We start from the raw sequence: 20,410 nt of genomic DNA, 5'->3' as shown, positions 1-20,410 counted from the left end.
CTTTAGGGCTTGGAATTGCCGGAACAAATGGAGGTTAGAAAAGAATACATATTAGCAGATTTTGATTTCTCAGAATTAACAGATTTATATATACTAAAACACGTCAATGATCGGGTGGATACGGGAGTAAAGGGGTTTTATGACCTAGTTCCGCAGCACATAGACATTGACGTTGTTTTTTTTACAGATCCTGGAAGCAGTATTCCATTTCCGGGTGTGGGAATCAGTCAAAGAGACCGTAAAACAGTCATTACCTGCGGATGTTCAGCTGTAAATCCTAAATTATGCCGTCACCAGGCTCAAGCCCTGCACAATATTTTGAACAGGCCTTCTTTACGTCTTTTCTTCGATTATAAATTGCGGCAGGAGAGGATGCTGCTGCAAGCGAAAGATTATGGATTAGAAACTGAAACCAATCTGACTGACTTTTTTGAACTGGAATACCAGCAAGGGCAGACACAAATTAAAGCTAAAATGAGGGAGTTATATCCCTTAACTGGCCAGAGTAAACAAGACCTAAAAAAAAAACTACTTCCAAAAGAAGGATTACAATTACCGGTGTCTGGGGGCTTAAAAGCCAGACATAAAATGGGGCTCGTATTCGGCCAGCATCGTTTCTACAGTCATCTAACGTTAGAGATTATTGAGGCACAAACCACACTTGAGGGCAAGTTTAAGAACCCAATACAAACCATCTGTCCTTCTGATTTGCTTTGGAAAGCAGAAGACAATGCTGCGATAAAGTTCTTTAGCGGTGTACTAAAATTTCAGAACAATTACAATGCAGATCGTGCTGATTCAGATTTGGATGCACTTAGGGCTGTGGCAAAGAATCCCCTGAAAATGGAGGTCTTTTTACACGATACCAAAGTGTCGATTAATATGACTGCTAATGCGATCATTCCAATAAAATTAAACACGCTAAATGTAGATATGGCACTTCATGTGAGTCAGAGGCATGAATTTTATGAAGTCTATGGGAAACTCACACTCAATGGAACGGTTTTTTCATTGGATCATATTCAGCTGAAATACAATTATTTTATACAAATAGACCAATGCTTGCATTTGATTGATAACCCTAACTACTTGAGGGTGATTGATTTCTTTAAGCAACACCATGATAGGATATTGATCCACCATACTAAATTCGAAGCTTTTCAGGAGGAGATTCTTGCTAAGTTAGAAAATAAAATCAAGGTGACTTATGATTACCTTAAACCTGCTACAAAAAAACAAATTGAAGAAAAAGGTTTTGACCTAGAGAATGAGCAGCTTATCTACCTTTCCGAATCTGAAGACTTTGTACTGCTGACTCCGGTTATGCGTTATGGAAGCCTGGAAATACCAGTACTATCGAGGAAGCAAATCCAGTCGAGGGATAAAAATGGTAATTTATTTACGTTGAAAAGAGATACGGAGACGGAACTTCAGTTTATTTCTAATATCATGAGGCAGCATCCTTATTTTGAGGATCAGATGGAGAGTAACGATTGCTTTTATCTGCATAAAACCAGGCTGCTGGAGGATCAGTGGTTTCTTCATGCTTTTGAAGAATGGCGGAATAAAAACATCAATATCCTGGGATTTAATAAATTGAAAGACAACAATCTCAATCCCTATAAAGCCAATATTTCTATCCATGTGATGAGCGGAATAGACTGGTTTAAAACCGCGGTGAAGTTGAAATATGGCAATCAGGTGGTTTCTTTAAGACATTTACACAAATCTATCCGCAACAAAAGCAAGTTTGTAAAGCTGGATGATGGGACGATGGGAATTCTTCCTGACGAATGGATTGAGAAATTCAGCAAGTATTTTAATGCTGGTGAAGTGGTAGAAGAGCACATACAAACACCAAGAATAAGCTTTACAGCTATAGAAGAGCTTTATGAAGCTCAGGTACTGGACGAATCGGTGAAAGATCAGCTGGCCATGTATAAAAGCCAGCTTTCTGGTTCTGGAAGTACGATCACCTCTATTAAGGTTCCGGAAGGATTAAACGCGACGCTTAGACCATACCAAAAAGAAGGGTTGAACTGGCTAAGTTTCCTAGATGAATTTAACTTTGGCGCTTGTCTGGCAGATGATATGGGCCTTGGAAAGACTATTCAGATCATTGCTTTTATTCTTGCACAAAGAGAAAAGGAACATCACAATACTAATTTGATTGTGGTGCCGGCTTCCTTGATCTTCAATTGGCAACAAGAAATTCAAAAGTTTGCACCATCTATCAAAGTAATGACAATCTATGGCGCAGATAGGATTAAAAGCCATAAAGATTTTGATCAGTATGAAGTGATCCTTACCTCCTATGGTACTTTGCTCACGGACATCCGGTTTTTAAAAGACTATAGATTTAATTACGTCTTTTTAGATGAGTCGCAAACTATTAAGAATCCAGAATCCCAGCGATATAAAACGGTTCGTTTATTGCAATCCAGAAATAGGGTAGTATTGACAGGTACGCCTATTGAAAACAACACTTTTGACCTTTATGGGCAATTGTCGTTTGCTTGTCCTGGCTTACTGGGTAGTAAGCAGCATTTTAGAGAGATTTATTCTACGCCGATCGATCAGTTTAAAGACAAAAGAGCGGCCACACAACTGCAGCAACGCATTAGTCCTTTCTTGTTGAGAAGAACCAAAGAACAAGTAGCAAAAGAATTACCAGATAAGACAGAAATGGTGATTTATTGTGAGATGGAGGCTGATCAGCGCAAAGTATACGATGGTTATGAGAAGGAAATTCGGGATTACCTGACCAATCAAACAGACGAAGAAGTAGCTAGTAACACGATGAACGTCTTAAAAGGCATTACTAAGTTAAGGCAGATTTGTAATTCACCAGCGCTATTGAGCGAGGATGAGTTTTACGGCAGTTCTTCCGCTAAAATGGAGGTGTTGCTGGAGCAGATTGAAAATAAATCTTCAGCACATAAAATTCTTGTTTTCTCGCAATTTGTGGGCATGTTGGACTTGATTAGAAAAGAGTTGAAAGACCGCGGGATTGGTTTTGCTTACTTGAGCGGGCAGACAAAAAACCGGGAAGCAGTGGTCGATTCTTTTCAGAATGATCCGGAAATAAGGGTGTTTCTAATCAGCTTAAAAGCAGGAGGAGTTGGGTTAAATCTTACCCAGGCAGATTATGTCTATTTGGTAGATCCATGGTGGAATCCCGCAGTTGAAAATCAAGCCATCGACCGTACTTATCGTATCGGGCAGCAAAAGAATGTAATTGCTGTACGTTTGATTTGTCCTGATACTATTGAAGAGAAAATAATGAAACTGCAGTCCTCGAAAAAAGACCTGGTCAAAGACCTCATCAAAACAGATCATTCTATCTATAAATCATTATCTAAAACGGACTTGTTGGGGCTGTTCAGTTAAATAGGAATGCAAACGTTTGTGTGAAATTTGATAGATTTTTCGGCTTGATGAATTGCGATTTCTGCCTAGTTTGTGCTGAGGAGCTCAAGCCTCCAAAACACGAACATGAAAAGAAGAGTTTTTTTGAAATCAGGCATGACCACTGCCGCATTACTTCATATTGGAGTGGTAGGAGAAGCCTTAGCCTCTACCGCTAGTTTTCCAGATAGACCTATCGATGAGATGCTTAAGAATGTCGATAACGAGGTAAAATGATTGATATTCCAACGGTAATGTCTCCTTATTCCGATACCATTGCGATTGTTTGGCAAACTGACCAGCCTGCCGTAGGCTGGGTCGAGTATGGTACAGATGAAAAGTGTCTTCAGAAAGCAGAATCGCAGCAGAATGGGTTGGCAGTTTTTTTCAGGTGCACAAAGTTATCCTGAAAGGTCTTTAGCCTGGGACTAATTATTTCTATAAAGCTTGTATGGAAACTCCACTCGCCCAAGAAGTCAGAGCCGTATTCAGGACGGAAGTTCAACAATTCAAAACCTTAAGTTCCAGAGCTGAAAAGATCAGTTTTGGAATCATCAATGATACCCGCGAACATCAAGGAGTGCTGGATAAAATTCAGCAGATCAATAAAGATTTTAAACCAGATTTTTTATGTTGGAATGGTGATCAGATCAATGATTCTTCTTCAGAAAAACAGATTACTACCGCACTTTTAAATCCTACAAAACTACCTTTTACGAGTGGAACCCCTTTGGTTTACGTTCGAGGAAATCACGATACGAGAGGGAATTGGGCTTCACAGCTGAGCAGGTATCTTTCCGTTCCAAACGGATCTTACTATTATCATTTTATACATGGTCCGGTAGCTTTTACCGTTCTGGATACGGTGGAAGATAAGCCGGATCAGCATAAATATTGTAGGGGAAGGACACGTTTTGAGCCTTACAGTGATGAACAAGCCATTTGGTTAGATCAGGTATTGAGTAAAAAAGAAATGAAAAACTCAGCATTCAATGTAGTGTTGTTACACATCCCATTGTTTACTAAAACTGGCTGGGACTCTCCAGATTCAAGAAACAAATGGTTGGAAATTCTTAAAAAACATAAGGTTGATCTTTTGATCTCAGGACATACGCATACTTACGAATTTGTAAAACCAGGAGAAATTATGAATTCATCAGAGTGGTTGGATTGGGAGAAAACCAAAGTGACAGCGTTACTGCCTCAGTTGATCGATGGTGGTCCTAGATTGGAAGGAGAGGAGTTTGCAACTTACATTAAAGGGGAAGCAACGGCTAAAGAATTGAAAATTTCTGTAATGGATATGAAAGGGAAATTAATAGGTACGTATTCATTTCTTACAAAAAAGAGGTAGCGGTACTTAGCTTCAGTTTTCATATAAGAATATTGTAAGTGTCCCTGTAACTTTTAGCTATTATTGAATGTCTCATTCGGATAAATAAGTATTGAATTTATTGCACCTCTTATTCAATTGTATTTCAAAATGAAACTAAAAATTGTCGCTGCTTTTCTAAGTATCGTGTCTTTAAATGCGGTAGCTCAGCAAGGAACTGTTAAAGCTGATAGTCGATTTAATGGATTAGATACTGCTTTCCAATGCGTGCTTAAAACCTGGAATGCCGCGGGTTTCGCAGTGGCTGTAGTACAGGGAAATAAAGTAATTTATGCGAAAGGTTTTGGTTACCGTGATGCGTTAAATAAGCTGCCCGTTACGCCAAATACTATTTTTCCGATTGGTTCTTGCACAAAGGCTTTTACGACCACTCTGATTGGAAAATTGGAAAAAGAAGGCAAAGTTGATATTGATCAGCCTGTTAAGAATTACCTACCTGAATTAACATTCTATAATGAGGAGATGACCAAAAATATTAATCTTCGCGACATGATGAGTCACCGCACAGGGCTGGCCAGATTCGATATGTCCTGGTATATGTTTAATACCCCTTCAGTGGATGATCTTTTAAAGCGTATTAAATATATGGTACCCACTGCAGGTTTAAGAGAAAAATGGCAGTACAATAATTTCATGTATATGGCTCAGGGTGCTGTAGTGGACAAATTAACTGGTAAAACCTGGGCGAATCAAATTAATGAAAAGATTTTTATACCATTGGGGATGACCCATTCAAATACCAGCTTGGCTGCACTGTTAAAAAGTAAGGAGGTTTCATTTGGATATGGCGTAAAACCTGATCAATCTTTAGACTTATTGGATTATTATGATATTTCCGGGATGGCACCTGCCGGTGCAATTAATAGTAATGTGAATGATATGGCGAAGTGGATGATGGCCTGGATCAATAACGGGAAATATGAAGGTAAAGAGATTATTCCTGTAGATTTTCGCAAGCAGGCGATCAGTTCACAAGCGATCTTGGATGGAGGATTACCGGAGAAGAACGCTTCAAATATATATTTTGCAAACTATGGCTTAGGCTGGTTCATGGATTCCTATAAGGGACACTATCGTGTGGAGCATGGTGGTAATATTGATGGTTTTTCGGCTATTTCCACTTTTTTTCCTGCAGATAGTTTAGGCATTGTGGTACTTAGTAATCAGAACGTTTCAAATGTGCCAGAAATAGTGAAAAATATAATCAGCGACCGCTTACTGCATCTTAAATATCAGGATTGGAATAGTCAACTTAAAAAGTCGGCGGATAAAAGAGCAACGATTGCCAAAGCTGAGAAAAAGGAAGAAACGATCCAAACTCAGGATCATCCTGTTACACATCCTCTAGCAGATTATGCCGGGGTCTATAATTACCCTGCGTATGGTACTATGAAAGTTTACATGAAGAACGATTCTCTCTATGCAAAAACCAGTGTGCGCACGGTTTGGTTGAAGCATACTAATTATGACATCTTTGAGCTATTTATTATAGACCGAAAGAAAGGCTTGAATGCTGAAAAAGGCTCCGCTGGTATTAATGTGCAATTCCATATGAATTCATCTGGTAGTATTGATGGTTTTGAAACTCAACTTGAAGGAGTGTTAAAGCCGTATTTTTTTGTCAGGACGGAGGAGGTTACAGGGAGCAAAGTTACAGAACAGTAAAAAATCATTAGAAATTTGAGTTGACCTATAGCTTAACATTAAATTTACGTATATTTAATAGGAAGCAATCCTTGGGTTATGGGCCATCTCTTAAAAATATTCGGGACTTTATCTTTAATGTTTACGCTGAGTACTAGTTATAGCCAGGGTAAGCAAGATATTTCCTTTGAATTTTATGGGGGAATATTCCATACCACACTGGATACCTCGGTTGTTGTGATTGCTCCGGAACTTTCTACGACTTCTATTAAACAGGCTTACAGCCGTTTGAACTCTGGAGATTATCAACCTATTATAGATTCCCTTTTAGCTTATAAAAAAAAACTGGAACTAAATGATTGGTTGTACTATCAATTGATCAGAAGGACTGCAGAGCAATTGAGTCCTAAACTAGTGAATTATAGCCGTTATACTTTATATAAATGGTTCTTGCTGGCAAAATCAGGTTATGATGCCCGTTTGGCATTGAGTAAAGATAAGATCATTTTCTACGTATTTAATGATGAAGATATTACTGATATCCCCTTTTTTATGGTGGATAAAAAGAAATACATGTGCCTGAATTACCATGACTATCCTAAAGCAGACCTCAATCTTGATCCGCCTGTTCCGGTAGAGATAAAGGTTCCTGAAGCTACGAAATCTTTTTCCTACAAAGTGACCAAACTGCCTGATTTCAAGCCAGAAAATTACCTGGAAAAGAAATTAGAATTTGTATATAAACATAAAGCTTACCACTTCAATGTGAAGCTCAGCAAAGATGTAGAGGCCATATTTGCCAATTATCCAGGAGTAGATTTTGAAACTTATTTTAACATTCCTTTAAGCAAAGAAACGTATGGCTCTTTAATTCCCTTACTGAAGAAAAATACAAAGGGGATGAGTCAGAAGAAAGGTGTGGATTACCTGATGCGTTTTACCCGTTATGCTTTTCTTTATCAGGATGATGAAGAGAATTATGGCGCAGAGAAACGTCTTTCACCGGAAGAGACATTATTTGCAAGCCATAGTGATTGTGATGACCGTGTGGCCCTATTTTTCTATCTTGTAAAGGAGATCTACAATTTGCCAATGATTGCGATGCTTTATCCTACACACATCACTATGGGCGTTCAGTTTGATCAGCCAATTGGCGATGCAATTGTCTATAAAGGAAAGTTGTATTCCGTGTGTGAACCTACGCCACAAAAGGAGGATCTGCCGATTGGTACAATTTCGGCTAAACTAAAAAACATTCCTTATCAGATTGTTTACCAGTATGATCCAAGCCATTAAATTCTTATCTTAATAGCTGAATAATTTCTGAAAATTTATGAACAAGGTGCTTTTGTGTTTTTGCAGCAGTTTGCTGTGCAGTATAATTATGTGTTATGGGCAAGTAAAATCATTGGATGACGGCAACTATATTCAGCATAGAGCTGGCTTAATTCATGCGGTTAAAGTTTTTCAGCAGGGTAAAAAAGCCAGGGTTGCCTTTTTAGGTGGATCTATTACTTACAATCCAGGTTGGCGAGATAAAGTATCGGCAGACCTACAAAGCCGTTTTCCGGAAACCCAGTTTCATTTTATCGCGGCTGGAATCCCATCATTAGGAAGTTTGCCTCATGCTTTTCGCTTGAAGCAAGACGTACTTGATTCTGGGAAGGTCGATTTACTATTTATTGAAGCCGCCGTAAATGATGAAGTTAATGGGACAGACAGCCTCACTCAAATCCGCGCTTTGGAAGGTATAGTTAGAAATGCTAAACTACATCAGCCAAAAATGGACATTGTTCTGATGTCTTTTGCAGATCCTGATAAAACAAAAGCTTACTCTGAAGGAAAGATACCAGTATCGGTACATAATCATGAACTGGTGGCCTCACACTACGGTTTACCATCTATTAATCTCGCAAAAGCAGTGAGCGATAGGTTGGCAAATCATGAATTTAGCTGGGAAAAAGATTTCAAAGATTTACATCCTTCGCCGTTTGGACAAGATCTTTATTTTAAAGCGATACAACGTTTGTTAAAAGATGAGATTGGCTTAAAGAAAGGGCTGGCAACTAAATTGCCTCCCTCTTTAATCGGTGACAGTTTTGAAAACGGTCATTATGTAGGTGTGGAGAATGCAAAACTCTCCAATGGCTGGTCGGTAAAAAAGGATTGGAAACCAGATGATGGAGCGAATACCCGTAAAGGTTTTGTGCACATTCCTATGCTGGTTTCCACGCAGCCTGGATCGGAATTGACACTTGATTTTAAAGGAAATGCCATAGGTATTGCTGTTGTTTCTGGTGCTGATGCCGGCATCATTAATTATTCAATTGATGGTAAACCAGAACAGAAAATTGATTTATATACCAAATGGAGTAAGTCTCTTCATTTGCCATGGTATCTTGTGTTAGGCAATGACTTAGCCCATGGGCATCATGAACTTAAATTAACAATCAGCGGAAGTAAAAATGAAAACAGTAAGGGGAATTCGGCTCGTATTGCTCACTTTCTCGTGAATTAAGCACAATTTTTAAATTAACCACCTTTTATATAAGCTTAGGAGAGTTCCAAATTTTGGATTATTTTAGCGCCACACAAATGAACTATGAACAGAAGATTTGCCATTAAACAGGTATTAATATTTGCAGGGGGAATGGCACTATTGCCTTCCTGTTTTAGAGAAGGAGGGAAAGTCTCTATCCAGCTCAAAAACCTCGATATTTCTGCCGCACAAGAAAGTCAGCTTGCAGAGATTGCCGAGTTGATTATTCCTAAAACTGATACTTCCGGAGCTAAAGACCTGAACCTCCATTTGTATGTACTAAAGATGCTTGACGATTGCTTTGGCCCAGAAAGGCACCAGCAATTTATGGGGGGCTTGAAAAATTTTGAGGGATTGGATAGCAAATCACTTGCTCAATTGGTGACGGATGCCAATACTGCTAAAGCCGGGCTTTCAGAAGAAACCATTGAGTTTTTCAAGTTTATGAAATGGAAAACGATTGATGGCTATCTCAATTCTAAATACGTGATGAGCAATCTTGTGATTTGGGAACTTGTTCCAGGCAGGTACAATGGTTTTTTTCGGGTTAAATCAGCTTAATTAATAGCAAAGAAATGTCAAACTTAAACATAGATAGTATTAAAGAACATACCTATGATGCCATTGTAATTGGCTCTGGGATTAGCGGTGGCTGGGCAGCTAAAGAATTTACAGAAAAAGGTTTGAAGACCTTGGTTCTGGAAAGAGGAAAAGATGTTAAACATATCATAGATTATCCGACCACGAATAAATACCCTTACGAATTTGAACATCGTGGAGAACCTACTTTTGCGATTCGTGAAGCAAACCCTGTGGTTAGTAAATGTTATGCCTTCAGAGAAGATGCAATGGATTTCTTTGTCAAGGATCAGGAGCATCCATATGTGCAGGAGAAACCTTTTGATTGGATTCGTGGCTATCAGGTGGGTGGTAAATCGCTGCTTTGGGCTAGACAGACTCAACGTTGGAGTGATTTGGATTTTGAAGGACCTTTACGTGATGATTTTGCTGTAGATTGGCCGATAAGATATAAGGATCTTGATTCCTGGTATACTTATGTGGAGCAGTTTGCTGGAATTTCCGGTAATAAGGATGGTTTGGCATCACTGCCAGACGGTGATTTCCTTCCAGCTTTTCCACTAAATGCTGTAGAAGATTATTTCAGAAATACCATGCGGGATAAATATATAGGCCGTCATGTGATCAGTGCCCGCTGTGCACATTTATCTCAACCTAAACAGATTCATTTTGATCAGGGCAGGGCGAAATGTCAAAATCGTACTTTATGTCAGCGAGGTTGCCCATTTGGTGGCTATTTCAGTAGTAATTCCTCTACTTTACCATGGGCAGAAAAGACAGGGAACTTGACTTTAAGACCTTTTTCGGTAGTAGAATCAATCATTTATGATGAGAAATTAGGGAAAGCGTCCGGTGTTCGGGTGATTGATACGAATACCAAGGAAGTTCGGGAATACTTTGCGAAAGTGATTTTTGTAAATGCAGCTGCCATCAATACGAATTTGATTTTATTGAATTCTACTTCTTCGCGTTTCCCGAATGGATTAGGAAATGACAGCGGGAGTTTAGGGAAATATGTAGCTTTTCACAATTACAGTGCAAGGATCGGTGCGGAATACGATGGATTAAAAGAATTTACTACTGATGGCAGGAATCCCGCCGGTGGTGGATATATTCCGAGGTTTAGAAATTTGCTGAAACAAGAAACGAACTTTAAACGTGGTTATGCCGCTGGATTCTCTGCCTATAGAAATACGGAAAGAGATACTTCTGGGTTAGGTACAGCTTTAAAAGCACAATTATTAAGTAAAAATTTGGGTCCCTGGCAAGTTGGCTCTCACATGATGGGAGAAACGATTCCTAAAGAAAGTAATTATGTGAAATTACATGCGGATAAAAAAGATGCCTGGGGTGTTCCATTGCTGAAAATCTCTGTCGATTATGACGATAATGATGCAAAAATGAAAAAGGATTACCTCGAGCAGCTAACCGAGATGTTTACGGAAGCTGGATTTAAAAATATTCAGGTAAATGATGGCGGACAAGCCCCAGGTTTAGATATTCATGAAATGGGTGGTGCCAGAATGGGGCATGATCCTAAGACTTCTGTACTCAATAAATGGAATCAATTACATGATTGTAAGAACGTATTCGTTACTGATGGGGCATGCATGACCTCTACGTCAACACAAAACCCATCATTAACTTATATGGCGCTTACAGCGCGTGCGGTTGATTACGCGGTTCTTTCGATGAAGAAAGGGGATCTGTAAGCTCTTCTTCCATTTTTAAATATTCTTTTAACAGGGCGATTTGATTTTTTGCCCTGTTAAAATTATGTCCTTCATATTTAGCACCATAGTAAATATCATTCTGTAGGTGATCTGCAAGAAAGCGAATCGCTTGCATATAGATGATGAACTTTCCTGCATAGCTGAAATATTTTTTTTCAGTGTTAGTCAATACATCAGCCATTTCTTCCATATAACCTTCATAAATGGCTTTAAAGAAGTCTTTTCTGATGCTGATTTTACTCAAATCATTTTCTTCTTCACTTGCAGCACATAAATAGGTTCTCATCATATCACCAATATCACTGATGAAATAACCCGGCATTACTGTATCCAGGTCAATCACACAGATGCCTTTATTATGTGTATCAAAAAGTACGTTGTTGATTTTTGTATCGTGGTGAATTACTCTTAAAGGAACTTCTTTATTCGCTACCAGGTCCATATAGGTATCAACGATACTTTTGTGTTCGTTGATAAATTCCACATATTCCTTTGCTTGCTCCAGTCGTTCCGGATTGGCATTGGCGCAGGCTGTTTTAAACTGCTCGTACCTTAAATTCAAGTTATGAAAGTCAGGAATAGTGATGTTTAGTTCTTCTGCATTAAAGTCTGCGAGTAGAGCGGAGAACTTTCCAAATTGCTTGGCAGCTTCATAAGCTTCTTCTCTTTTTGTGAGGGCATTTAAAGAAATAGAACCTTCTACAAATGGCGTCATTCGAAAATATCCATCAGGCGTATTCAGTAGTGATGCTCCTGATAGAGAGTTTATAGGTGAAACGAATAGATATTCCGGATCTTTCTTATTTAAAAAGTCTTTTAACAGACAAAGGTTTTTATCAATATTTGAGGGTTCTTTAAATACATCAGTATTTACCTTCTGCAGGATATAGCTTTGCTCAGCGGCAGTTACTTTCCATGTATGGTTTATTAGGCCATCGCCAAATAGGTTAACAGTCGTATCATCAGAATTCAGGCCATACAATGGTAAGATATTTTCGAACATGCGTCTTTTCAAGATTGGTTACAGATTCAAACGTAATTATTTATGTGATTAAACCATTGAGCAAACGTTTGCGCAAAATTACTTAATATTTGAAATAATCAATTCTGATTCCACAACTACGTTAAAATAAGCCTGTTCCGTTCCTGTTTCATTTTTCGGTCTGTTGATCAGATCAATTAGAATATCTGCTGCCTTCTTTCCTTGCTTATATGGAAACTGTTCAACAGAGGCAATCGGCGTATAATCCATATAGTTAATGATGGGCAGATTTGCATAGCTGACGAAGTCAATTCCTTCCAGCTCCAGAGAACGGGTATGTCTCATCGCAAATAAGGCAACGTAATCATTAAAGGTTACGATGGCCGTCGGCTTACGTCTGTGGTTGAGCATGGTATTCATTACTTCAATTGTGCCGCTTTCAGAAAGATCACAGCTAACGATTAAAGATGGGTCGAATTTCAAGCGGTTAGAAATCATGGCTTTAATATAACCTTCCTTTCTCTCATGACTGGCTACCAGTGTGGTAGGTCCATTGATCATCCCGATAGTACGGTGTCCTTTCTTTAGCAGAAAGTTGACCGCTTCATAAGTGCCATTCTCCAGATTTGAAGCCACATAGTGGATGTCTTTAATAGGGGGAATCCGATCGAAGAATACCACTGGGATGTTCAGCTTTTTAAATATCTCAAAATGTTCGTAGGTACTGGTTGTTTTTGAAACAGAGACCAATAGCCCATCTACACGCTGTGTTTTCATTTTTTCTACCAACAGCTTTTCGCGATCCGCATCATCATGTGATTGCGCAAGTAATACCGTATAATTTCTCTTATAGGCAACATCCTCAATGCCGCTAATGGCAGTAGAAAAGAAAGATTCAGATAATTCCGGTAAAATCACACCTATAATATGTGACTTTCCCTGTAGAAATTGTATCGCTTTCTGATTTGGTTCATAGTTTAACTCTGTAGCGAGCTTCTTGACCCTCATCTTTGTTGTTAAACCGATACTGGAATGATCATTTAAAGCCCTTGAAACGGTAGAAACCGAAATCTTGAGTATTTTGGCTATTTCTTTTATCGTGGTTGGTTTATCAGACATGATGTTCAAATATTGGCATAAACTTTCAATAACCTTCAATTATTTTTAAAAAACAATTCATGTAAAACTCAATTGTTTGATGCTTAGGTCTAAAATGTGCGCAAACGTTTGTTTGAAAATACAAGCCTGAATTCATGTTTAAGCGGACATTTTTTTAAGGTCAATATCGTTTTTTTGAGCTTCATAAGCGTATTTTGGTGAATTGTGTAAGATTAGTCTCGTAAAACGATCATGAAATTGTTACAAATACATTAAAGGACTCTGTTTTTTAGGAATTCTCTTTTTTAAATTTTATAATATTAAAATATCAAACGTTTGCGTGTATTTTTTGAAGGGCGATGTGCAGGGGTTTTGGATATAGTCTATACCTTGTAATCGGATAATCGTGTATGGATATCATAATACCGATTCTTTTGAACCGAACATATATAATGAACTGAATATTATGAATAGAAGACAATTTGTTAGAAATAGCGGGATTACTGCCGCAGCTATAACTGTTTTACCTGAGCAATCTATTTTTGCGAGTGCTAAAGGTGAAAAGATTAAGGTAGCAATGATTGGAGTGGGAATGAGAGGCCAAAATCACCTTGATCTTTTATTGAAAAGAGATGATGTGGATTTAGTAGCGATCTGTGATGTAGACGAAAGAATGCTAAATTCGGCTAAAGCTCTGATTGCAAAATCAGGTAAACCAATGCCAAAGATTTTTACTGGTGATGAGCATGCCTGGAAGAAACTTTTGGAAACAAAAGGATTAAAAGCGATTGTAATTTCTACACCATGGGAATTGCACAAACCGATGATCATCAAATCTATGGAGGCTGGTCTTAAATATGTAGCTACTGAGGTAATGTTAGGGATTACGCTTCAGGACCACTGGGATGTAGTACAAGCAGCAGAAAAACACAATGCTCATGTGATGATGTTAGAAAACGTTTGTTATAGAAGAGACGTATTAGCTGCGCTAAATATGGTACGTCAAGGTGTATTCGGTGAAATTATGCACTTACAAGGAGGATACCAGCATGACCTTAGAGAGGTTAAATTTAACGATGGTAAGGGGCCTTATGGTGGTGGTGTAGAATTTAATGAGAAAGGTTTCTCTGAAGCAAAATGGAGAACAAACCACTCAGTACACCGTAATGGTGATTTATACCCAACTCATGGAATCGGCCCTGTGGCACAATGTATCAACATCAACAGAGGTAATAAATTCTTAAAATTGAATTCCTTTGCTACTAAATCAAGAGGCCTACATAATTATATCGTAGAAAAAGGTGGCGAGAGTCATCCAAATGCGAAAGTAAACTTCCGTTTAGGAGATATTGTAACGACTACTATCGACTGTGCCAATGGCGAAACCATTATTTTACAGCATGATACAAATCTTCCAAGACCTTATTCACTGGGTTTTAGAGTTCAGGGAACTAAAGGCCTATGGATGGATGTGAACAAAAGTGTCTACGTAGAAGGAGTAAGCAAGCCCCACCAATGGGACCCTGCCACAGCCTGGTTAGATAAATATGACCACCCACTTTGGAAAAAATATGGCAATGATGCACAAGGTGCAGGACATGGCGGAATGGATTTCTTCGTAATTCATGCTTTCATTGAAGCAGCAAAAAGAAATGAACCTACACCAATGGATGTTTATGATGCTGCAGCATGGAGTGCAATTACGCCATTAAGTGAGCAGTCTATAGAATTAGGAAATGAAACAGTTGATTTCCCTGATTTTACTAGTGGCAGCTGGATGACTAGAAAACCAATTTTCGCCTTAAACGACGATTATTAATCTAATTGAACTTTAGTGTCAATTTTGGAGGATTTTTAAGCTGAATTAATTTAGTGTCAAAATTCTCCAAATTTACTAAATCTTCAATCCTCATATTTTCATAAAAGGAGCAAGTGATTTTTTTACGTTTGCTCCTTTTTTCTGATAAAAAAATAAAGGAAAACGTTTTTCTTAACGTTAACTTAACATTGGAAACGCATCTTTGTATATGTTTTTAACCATTCTTGCTTTAACCTTTTTATTGTTCGCTTTAATCGCGGCTTTTAAAATGGAGTCTTTTTTACAAGGATTCCTATTTATTGTTGCTTTAGCCGTCGTTGCTGGGATATTATATTTGTTTATTCTTTTTCCAGGATTCTCAGGCTTAGCAGTAGCCTTAATGTTGGGCGCTTTTATCTTCAGGCAGACTAAGAAGTAATTGGCTTATCTGGCTACTGTGCAGTGATTTACCTGGTAACTAGTCAGGGATTTCCGATGTTTTTTTATCTTTTGTAGCGTAAAAAAACACCGGGGATTTTACTCCTTTTAGTAAGTTTTTTTTGCTAAAATGTTTAGTTTTAAAAAGCTGTTTCAATTATTAATTTCAAAATTTTGTAATAATATGATAATATTATATTTAATATTTCTTAAATTTATTTCAATTAGGGGTTATTAAAAAATAATAATATTCATTATGAAAACATTAGGGGAGAAATTTAGAATTTTACGTCAAAAAAAAGGGGTCAACCAAAAAGCGATGGCCGATCTGTTGGATATCTCAATTCCAGCATACTCAAAGCTAGAAACCAGCATTACTGATCCTAACTTCAGCCGCATCAATCAGATCGCTGAAGTTCATGGATTGAGCTTGAGAGAGTTTCTAGATGTAGGGGAAGAAGGCGTAAGTGAACACATCCAGATCATCGAACAATTGAAGGAAAAAATCAGTCAATTGGAGAGTTCTGTGATTCGTTTACAAAGTAAACTGATTGATTTATATGATAAAGAAGATCAGCGTAATAAAAACGCTTAATCTTTAGCGAATCTGGAATTATCAGTGTTTCTATTTAATTGATAGGTGTCTGATTGCTAGTAATTTATATTAACGATTAGTGTTTTTTGAATATTTTAGGAATACTGATACTTCAGAAATTTATCTACAGTTTTACTACAGAATAGGGGTCTACATTTGACCATATTTATATGGTGTTATGAGCTTTTCTTTTCTGTTTAAATCGAGGTACAGTGTGCTTTTTTCTTATGTAGCAACCTTCATTGCCGGGTCGTTCCTGATTCGTCTTGGATTGATGGCTGCTACATTGGAAAAAACTGATTTTTCCTTTCTTTCTATCCTGCGTATTTTTGGTCAAGGTCTCATTTACGACTTTGGTGTGGCCATGTTCCTGGTTTTGTTTTACGCCATCTACTTGTGTTTTCTTCCTCAACGATTTCTAAAATCCTGGTTCAATATTTTCCTCAGCTATTCGGTTTTATTTTTAATGATATTGATTGCTATGTTTTCTTTTTTTGCTGAGCTTACTTTTTGGCAGGAATTTGAAAGCCGCTTTAATTTTATTGCTGTTGATTATCTGGTTTATACGTACGAAGTCATACATAATATCAATGAATCTTATCCTTTACCCTTTCTAATCGGTGGAGTGATGCTGATTAGCTTGCTGGTGTTGTTTGGTCTCGTAAAAATCGGTTCATTTAAGCTTCATTTTCAATCAGATACTTCATTTAGGAAACGTGGGGCGATCTCTGCTATAATCATATTGATCTCTGCGATTTATGGTTTTTTTATCCCCAATTCATGGGCGGAAACAGGTCCCAATCGCTACCATAATGAATTAGCTAAGGCTGGAATTTATTCCATCTTTTCAGCCTTTAAAAACAATGAACTTAATTACAATCATTTTTATAAAATGCTAGATAAGCAGGAGGCTTTTCGGGTGATTAGGTCTGTTCTTCAGGAAGATAATAGTCGGTATTTAATGTCTGGTAATGGTATAAAAAGGGAGATCAAAGGAACTGGGAATACCGCTTACAAACCTAATGTGATCATGATTACTGTGGAGAGTTTAAGTGCAGACTTTATGTCCCATTTTGGAAATAAAGAAGGTCTAACACCTATACTGGATTCTTTAGCCTCCACAAATTTGTTGTTTACTAATATGTATGCTACAGGAACAAGGACAGTAAGAGGAATGGAAGCACTTTCGCTGGCTATCCCACCAACACCTGGCAGCAGTATTGTTAGACGTCCTGACAATGACAGTCTAACCACTATAGGAAACATCTTTGAAAAAGCAGGTTACCATCGCAGTTTTTATTACGGAGGAGATGGATACTTCGATAATATGAACCAATATTTTGGTAGTAATGGTTATGATATTACTGACCGAGGCAGAAAAGTGATGGCCGGTGATCACTATCTGACCAGGCGAACTATCATTACTGATGATCAGGTACATTTTGAAAATGCCTGGGGAATCAGTGATGAAGATCTTTATCGTGCGGTAATTAAAGGATCTGATCATCAATTTGAGGAAGGAAAACCGTTTTATAGTTTTGTGATGACCACCTCAAACCATCGTCCATTTACTTATCCGGCAGGAGAAATTAACATTCCGTCGGGAACAGGCCGAAATGGTGCTTTAAGGTATACAGACTATGCCATTGGTAAATTTTTGCGTGAAGCCAGCATCAAACCCTGGTTCAAAAATACGGTTGTGATAATTGTGGCAGACCATTGCGCCAGTAGTGCGGGTAAAAATGAAATCGACATCAGCAAATTTCATATTCCTTGTATAGTATTAAATTTACCTGCTGCTAAAAGACGTGAAATTACTCCCTTGTGTTCTCAAATAGATCTTTATCCAACTTTATTTAATTTGATGGACTGGACTTATGAAAGTAATCTTTTTGGTAAAGATGTATTGGCTAAGTCTTATGTTCCAAGGACTTTTCTAGGCACTTATCAGAAGCTTGCCTACCTTAAAAATGATAGCTTAGTGGTACTGAGTCCTCAGCAAAAAGTGGAAACTTATTTATACAACCAGAAGAAAAATGAACAGCTTCCTCGAAAATTCTCTGGGGAAATAGTAAAAGAGGCCATTGCGAATTACCAGACTGCCTATGATCTTTTCAAGAATGGTGGGCTTCATCAATAATAATTATTAACTTAAAAGCCATCTAGCAGACCTTATTTAATGAAATTACTATTAATTGAAGATGAGCAATCGCTCCGCGAAAGTATACTTACCTATTTTAGCGCAGAGGGAAATATCTGTGAATTGGCGGTCGACTTCCAATCTGCGATGGATAAAATTAGCCTTTACCAATATGATTGTATCTTATTAGACCTTACCTTGCCTGGAGGCGAGGGCATGGAGATTCTGCGTGCACTAAAGAAATTGAACAAGAAAGATGGAGTATTGATCATTTCTGCAAGGCACTCATTGGATGATAAGGTAGATGGTCTAAATCTTGGAGCAGATGATTATCTGGTGAAACCTTTTCATCTTTCAGAGTTGCAGGCGCGGGTAACTGCCATTGTGCGCAGAAAAAGTTTTGATGGTAATAATACTGTTGTATTTAATGAAATTAGCATTGATACGCTAGCTATGAAAGCGATGGTCAAAGATCGTGTGTTAAATCTGACCAAGAAAGAATTTGACCTGCTCATCTATTTTACCTCTAATCAGCGGAAGGTGATTACCAAGAACGCAATTGCGGAACATCTATGGGGAGATGAGATTGACTTGTCAGATGATTTCGATTTTATCTATACCCATATTAAAAATCTTCGTAAAAAACTGATCGAAGCCGGCAGTAGAGATTATATCAAATCAATGTATGGGGTAGGATATAAATTTGAGAATATATGAAACTTTCCAGTCGATATAATCGGGTAAATATATTGGTTTCTCTACTGGTATTACTACTTACCGGAGTCATTTATTATCTGGTGATTCATTTTATATTGACTGAGAAACTGGACCGCGATCTTCGGATTGAAGAAGAGGAAATACGCGCTTATGTTCAAAAATACCATAAACTTCCATTACCAGGGGATTTTCATGACCAAAAGGTCAGCTATCGAGTAGTTAACCCATCAGATACTGCAGGTCGAAGTTATACGAATAGTATATATGTGAACGAAAAGGAGCATGAGAAAGAACCAGGTAGAAGTCTGAAAACAGTTATGAAAGTAAATGATCAGTTGGTGGAGGTTACCGTGGTGAAATCCAGACTAGAAGCGGAAGATTTGGTGCGTATTATTTTTCTGATCAGTTTATTAATCATTGTTTTGCTGTTGGTCACGCTCTTTCTGGTAAACAGGTTTCTACTGAATAGTTTATGGCGACCCTTTTACCATATTCTAGATCAGATGAAGGCTTTTAACCTGACTGGCAAAAATGAGGTTAAAGTAGAACAAAGTAAGATTGACGAATTTGTAGAATTGAATCAAGCTGTTTTGTTAATGTCTCAGCGCGTAAAAGAAGACTATAAAGAGCTAAAATCTTTTACAGACAATGCAGCTCATGAAATGATGACACCACTGGCAGTGATCAATTCGAAACTGGATACCTTACTGCAAACCGCAGGTTTTAGTGATCAACAAGGAGAATTGATCGAGGATATTTACTTAGCTGTAGGCCGGCTATCTCGCTTAAATCACTCTTTGCTGCTGCTGGCTAAGATTGAAAACAATATGATCAAAAATGAAGAGCCAATTTCGCTTAAAGCTTTGATCGAGCAGAAACTAAGACAGTTTCAGGAACTGCTGCAATCTGCAGAGATTGAAGTTGACATAGACTTACAGGATAAAGAGGTACTGATGAGTAAGTATCTTGCTGATATTTTGCTTAATAATATGGTTAGCAATGCTTTGCGTCATAATATCAGGCCGGGAAGAATTGAAATTGTGCTGACAGGGGATCAGTTAATTTTTAAAAACACTGGAATAGATCTATCTTTAGATGGAACCAGAACTTTTGAACGATTCAATAAAACAGCTAGTTCCGAAGGAATGGGCTTGGGCCTAGCAATCTCCCGACAAATATGTCAGCACTATGGATTTACAATGACCTATGCTTATGCTGATCATTTGCATGTTTTTTCCGTTGTTTTTAGGATTTAACTCCAACTCATTAAGATTGTTCTCATATTTCGGTCAGATTGTATAAAAACGCAATCGTTATCGTAAATATTTAAGGGTGTTCGCCGGTAT

Annotated in this window: 15 protein-coding genes; 13 read left to right on the top strand and 2 right to left on the bottom strand. The window is 38.0% G+C overall.

Annotated features, from left to right (window positions below):
* Nucleotides 1-27: 27 nt before the first annotated feature.
* The 8 genes from AQ505_RS14735 to AQ505_RS14705 all read left to right on the top strand — a co-directional run bounded on the left by AQ505_RS14735 (nucleotide 28) and on the right by AQ505_RS14705 (nucleotide 11,275).
* On the top strand, nucleotides 28-3,390 hold the full coding sequence (locus tag AQ505_RS14735) for a DEAD/DEAH box helicase (RefSeq protein ID WP_062548881.1): 3,363 nt from the start codon (nucleotides 28-30) through the stop codon (nucleotides 3,388-3,390).
* 105 nt (nucleotides 3,391-3,495) lie between these two features.
* The gene (locus AQ505_RS26400) at nucleotides 3,496-3,645 is read left to right on the top strand and encodes a hypothetical protein (RefSeq protein ID WP_157262379.1); all 150 of its coding nucleotides are present in this window, start codon (nucleotides 3,496-3,498) and stop codon (nucleotides 3,643-3,645) included.
* A gap of 214 nt (nucleotides 3,646-3,859) precedes the next feature.
* Nucleotides 3,860-4,762: a metallophosphoesterase family protein gene (locus AQ505_RS14730; RefSeq protein WP_062548880.1), complete on the top strand. Its 903-nt coding sequence runs from the start codon at nucleotides 3,860-3,862 to the stop codon at nucleotides 4,760-4,762.
* A gap of 129 nt (nucleotides 4,763-4,891) precedes the next feature.
* The gene (locus AQ505_RS14725) at nucleotides 4,892-6,466 is read left to right on the top strand and encodes a serine hydrolase (protein ID WP_062548879.1); all 1,575 of its coding nucleotides are present in this window, start codon (nucleotides 4,892-4,894) and stop codon (nucleotides 6,464-6,466) included.
* A gap of 78 nt (nucleotides 6,467-6,544) precedes the next feature.
* Nucleotides 6,545-7,741, top strand: a complete 1,197-nt coding sequence (locus tag AQ505_RS14720) for a hypothetical protein (protein WP_062548878.1) — start codon at nucleotides 6,545-6,547, stop codon at nucleotides 7,739-7,741.
* A gap of 88 nt (nucleotides 7,742-7,829) precedes the next feature.
* On the top strand, nucleotides 7,830-8,963 hold the full coding sequence (locus AQ505_RS14715; RefSeq protein WP_062548877.1) for an SGNH/GDSL hydrolase family protein: 1,134 nt from the start codon (nucleotides 7,830-7,832) through the stop codon (nucleotides 8,961-8,963).
* A gap of 84 nt (nucleotides 8,964-9,047) precedes the next feature.
* A complete protein-coding gene (locus AQ505_RS14710; protein ID WP_062548876.1) occupies nucleotides 9,048-9,545 on the top strand; it encodes a gluconate 2-dehydrogenase subunit 3 family protein in 498 nt (165 codons plus the stop codon).
* A 14-nt stretch (nucleotides 9,546-9,559) separates the two neighbouring features.
* Nucleotides 9,560-11,275 carry a GMC oxidoreductase gene (locus AQ505_RS14705; RefSeq protein ID WP_062548875.1) on the top strand — a complete coding sequence of 572 codons (1,716 nt, stop codon included), beginning with the start codon at nucleotides 9,560-9,562 and terminating at the stop codon, nucleotides 11,273-11,275.
* Here the strand turns inward: AQ505_RS14705 and AQ505_RS14700 are convergent.
* Both AQ505_RS14700 and AQ505_RS14695 read right to left on the bottom strand, forming a co-directional pair.
* On the bottom strand, nucleotides 11,220-12,299 hold the full coding sequence (locus tag AQ505_RS14700; protein ID WP_062548874.1) for a phosphotransferase enzyme family protein: 1,080 nt from the start codon (nucleotides 12,297-12,299) through the stop codon (nucleotides 11,220-11,222). The two genes, AQ505_RS14705 and AQ505_RS14700, sit on opposite strands and share 56 nt — an antisense overlap.
* Nucleotides 12,300-12,377: 78 nt before the next feature.
* On the bottom strand, nucleotides 12,378-13,397 hold the full coding sequence (locus AQ505_RS14695) for a LacI family DNA-binding transcriptional regulator (protein WP_062548873.1): 1,020 nt from the start codon (nucleotides 13,395-13,397) through the stop codon (nucleotides 12,378-12,380).
* A gap of 445 nt (nucleotides 13,398-13,842) precedes the next feature.
* Between AQ505_RS14695 and AQ505_RS14690 the strand changes: the two genes are divergently transcribed.
* The 5 genes from AQ505_RS14690 to AQ505_RS14665 all read left to right on the top strand — a co-directional run bounded on the left by AQ505_RS14690 (nucleotide 13,843) and on the right by AQ505_RS14665 (nucleotide 20,320).
* Nucleotides 13,843-15,195 carry a Gfo/Idh/MocA family protein gene (locus tag AQ505_RS14690; protein ID WP_062551033.1) on the top strand — a complete coding sequence of 451 codons (1,353 nt, stop codon included), beginning with the start codon at nucleotides 13,843-13,845 and terminating at the stop codon, nucleotides 15,193-15,195.
* Between the two features lie 673 nt (nucleotides 15,196-15,868).
* Complete coding sequence (locus AQ505_RS14680; protein WP_062548871.1) at nucleotides 15,869-16,207, top strand: helix-turn-helix domain-containing protein; 339 nt, start codon at nucleotides 15,869-15,871, stop codon at nucleotides 16,205-16,207.
* Between the two features lie 178 nt (nucleotides 16,208-16,385).
* Nucleotides 16,386-18,347, top strand: coding sequence for an LTA synthase family protein (locus AQ505_RS14675; protein WP_062548870.1), 1,962 nt, complete (start codon nucleotides 16,386-16,388; stop codon nucleotides 18,345-18,347).
* Nucleotides 18,348-18,386: 39 nt separating this feature from the next.
* On the top strand, nucleotides 18,387-19,064 hold the full coding sequence (locus AQ505_RS14670) for a response regulator transcription factor (protein WP_062548869.1): 678 nt from the start codon (nucleotides 18,387-18,389) through the stop codon (nucleotides 19,062-19,064).
* On the top strand, nucleotides 19,061-20,320 hold the full coding sequence (locus AQ505_RS14665; RefSeq protein WP_062548868.1) for a sensor histidine kinase: 1,260 nt from the start codon (nucleotides 19,061-19,063) through the stop codon (nucleotides 20,318-20,320). The genes AQ505_RS14670 and AQ505_RS14665 overlap by 4 nt, the downstream gene beginning before the upstream one ends.
* Nucleotides 20,321-20,410: the final 90 nt, after the last annotated feature.

The sequence above is a fragment of the Pedobacter sp. PACM 27299 genome, from assembly GCF_001412655.1.
In the GTDB taxonomy this organism is placed as follows: domain Bacteria; phylum Bacteroidota; class Bacteroidia; order Sphingobacteriales; family Sphingobacteriaceae; genus Pedobacter.
This window is presented reverse-complemented; position numbering and strand designations above follow the sequence as displayed.

Coding starts and splice junctions, on each gene's coding strand:
- AQ505_RS14735 (WP_062548881.1), top strand. CDS start 28: ATGGAGGTTAGAAAAGAATACATATTAGCAGATTTTGATTTCTCAGAA.
- AQ505_RS26400 (WP_157262379.1), top strand. CDS start 3,496: ATGAAAAGAAGAGTTTTTTTGAAATCAGGCATGACCACTGCCGCATTA.
- AQ505_RS14730 (WP_062548880.1), top strand. CDS start 3,860: ATGGAAACTCCACTCGCCCAAGAAGTCAGAGCCGTATTCAGGACGGAA.
- AQ505_RS14725 (WP_062548879.1), top strand. CDS start 4,892: ATGAAACTAAAAATTGTCGCTGCTTTTCTAAGTATCGTGTCTTTAAAT.
- AQ505_RS14720 (WP_062548878.1), top strand. CDS start 6,545: ATGGGCCATCTCTTAAAAATATTCGGGACTTTATCTTTAATGTTTACG.
- AQ505_RS14715 (WP_062548877.1), top strand. CDS start 7,830: ATGTGTTATGGGCAAGTAAAATCATTGGATGACGGCAACTATATTCAG.
- AQ505_RS14710 (WP_062548876.1), top strand. CDS start 9,048: ATGAACAGAAGATTTGCCATTAAACAGGTATTAATATTTGCAGGGGGA.
- AQ505_RS14705 (WP_062548875.1), top strand. CDS start 9,560: ATGTCAAACTTAAACATAGATAGTATTAAAGAACATACCTATGATGCC.
- AQ505_RS14700 (WP_062548874.1), bottom strand. CDS start 12,299: ATGTTCGAAAATATCTTACCATTGTATGGCCTGAATTCTGATGATACG.
- AQ505_RS14695 (WP_062548873.1), bottom strand. CDS start 13,397: ATGTCTGATAAACCAACCACGATAAAAGAAATAGCCAAAATACTCAAG.
- AQ505_RS14690 (WP_062551033.1), top strand. CDS start 13,843: ATGAATAGAAGACAATTTGTTAGAAATAGCGGGATTACTGCCGCAGCT.
- AQ505_RS14680 (WP_062548871.1), top strand. CDS start 15,869: ATGAAAACATTAGGGGAGAAATTTAGAATTTTACGTCAAAAAAAAGGG.
- AQ505_RS14675 (WP_062548870.1), top strand. CDS start 16,386: ATGAGCTTTTCTTTTCTGTTTAAATCGAGGTACAGTGTGCTTTTTTCT.
- AQ505_RS14670 (WP_062548869.1), top strand. CDS start 18,387: ATGAAATTACTATTAATTGAAGATGAGCAATCGCTCCGCGAAAGTATA.
- AQ505_RS14665 (WP_062548868.1), top strand. CDS start 19,061: ATGAAACTTTCCAGTCGATATAATCGGGTAAATATATTGGTTTCTCTA.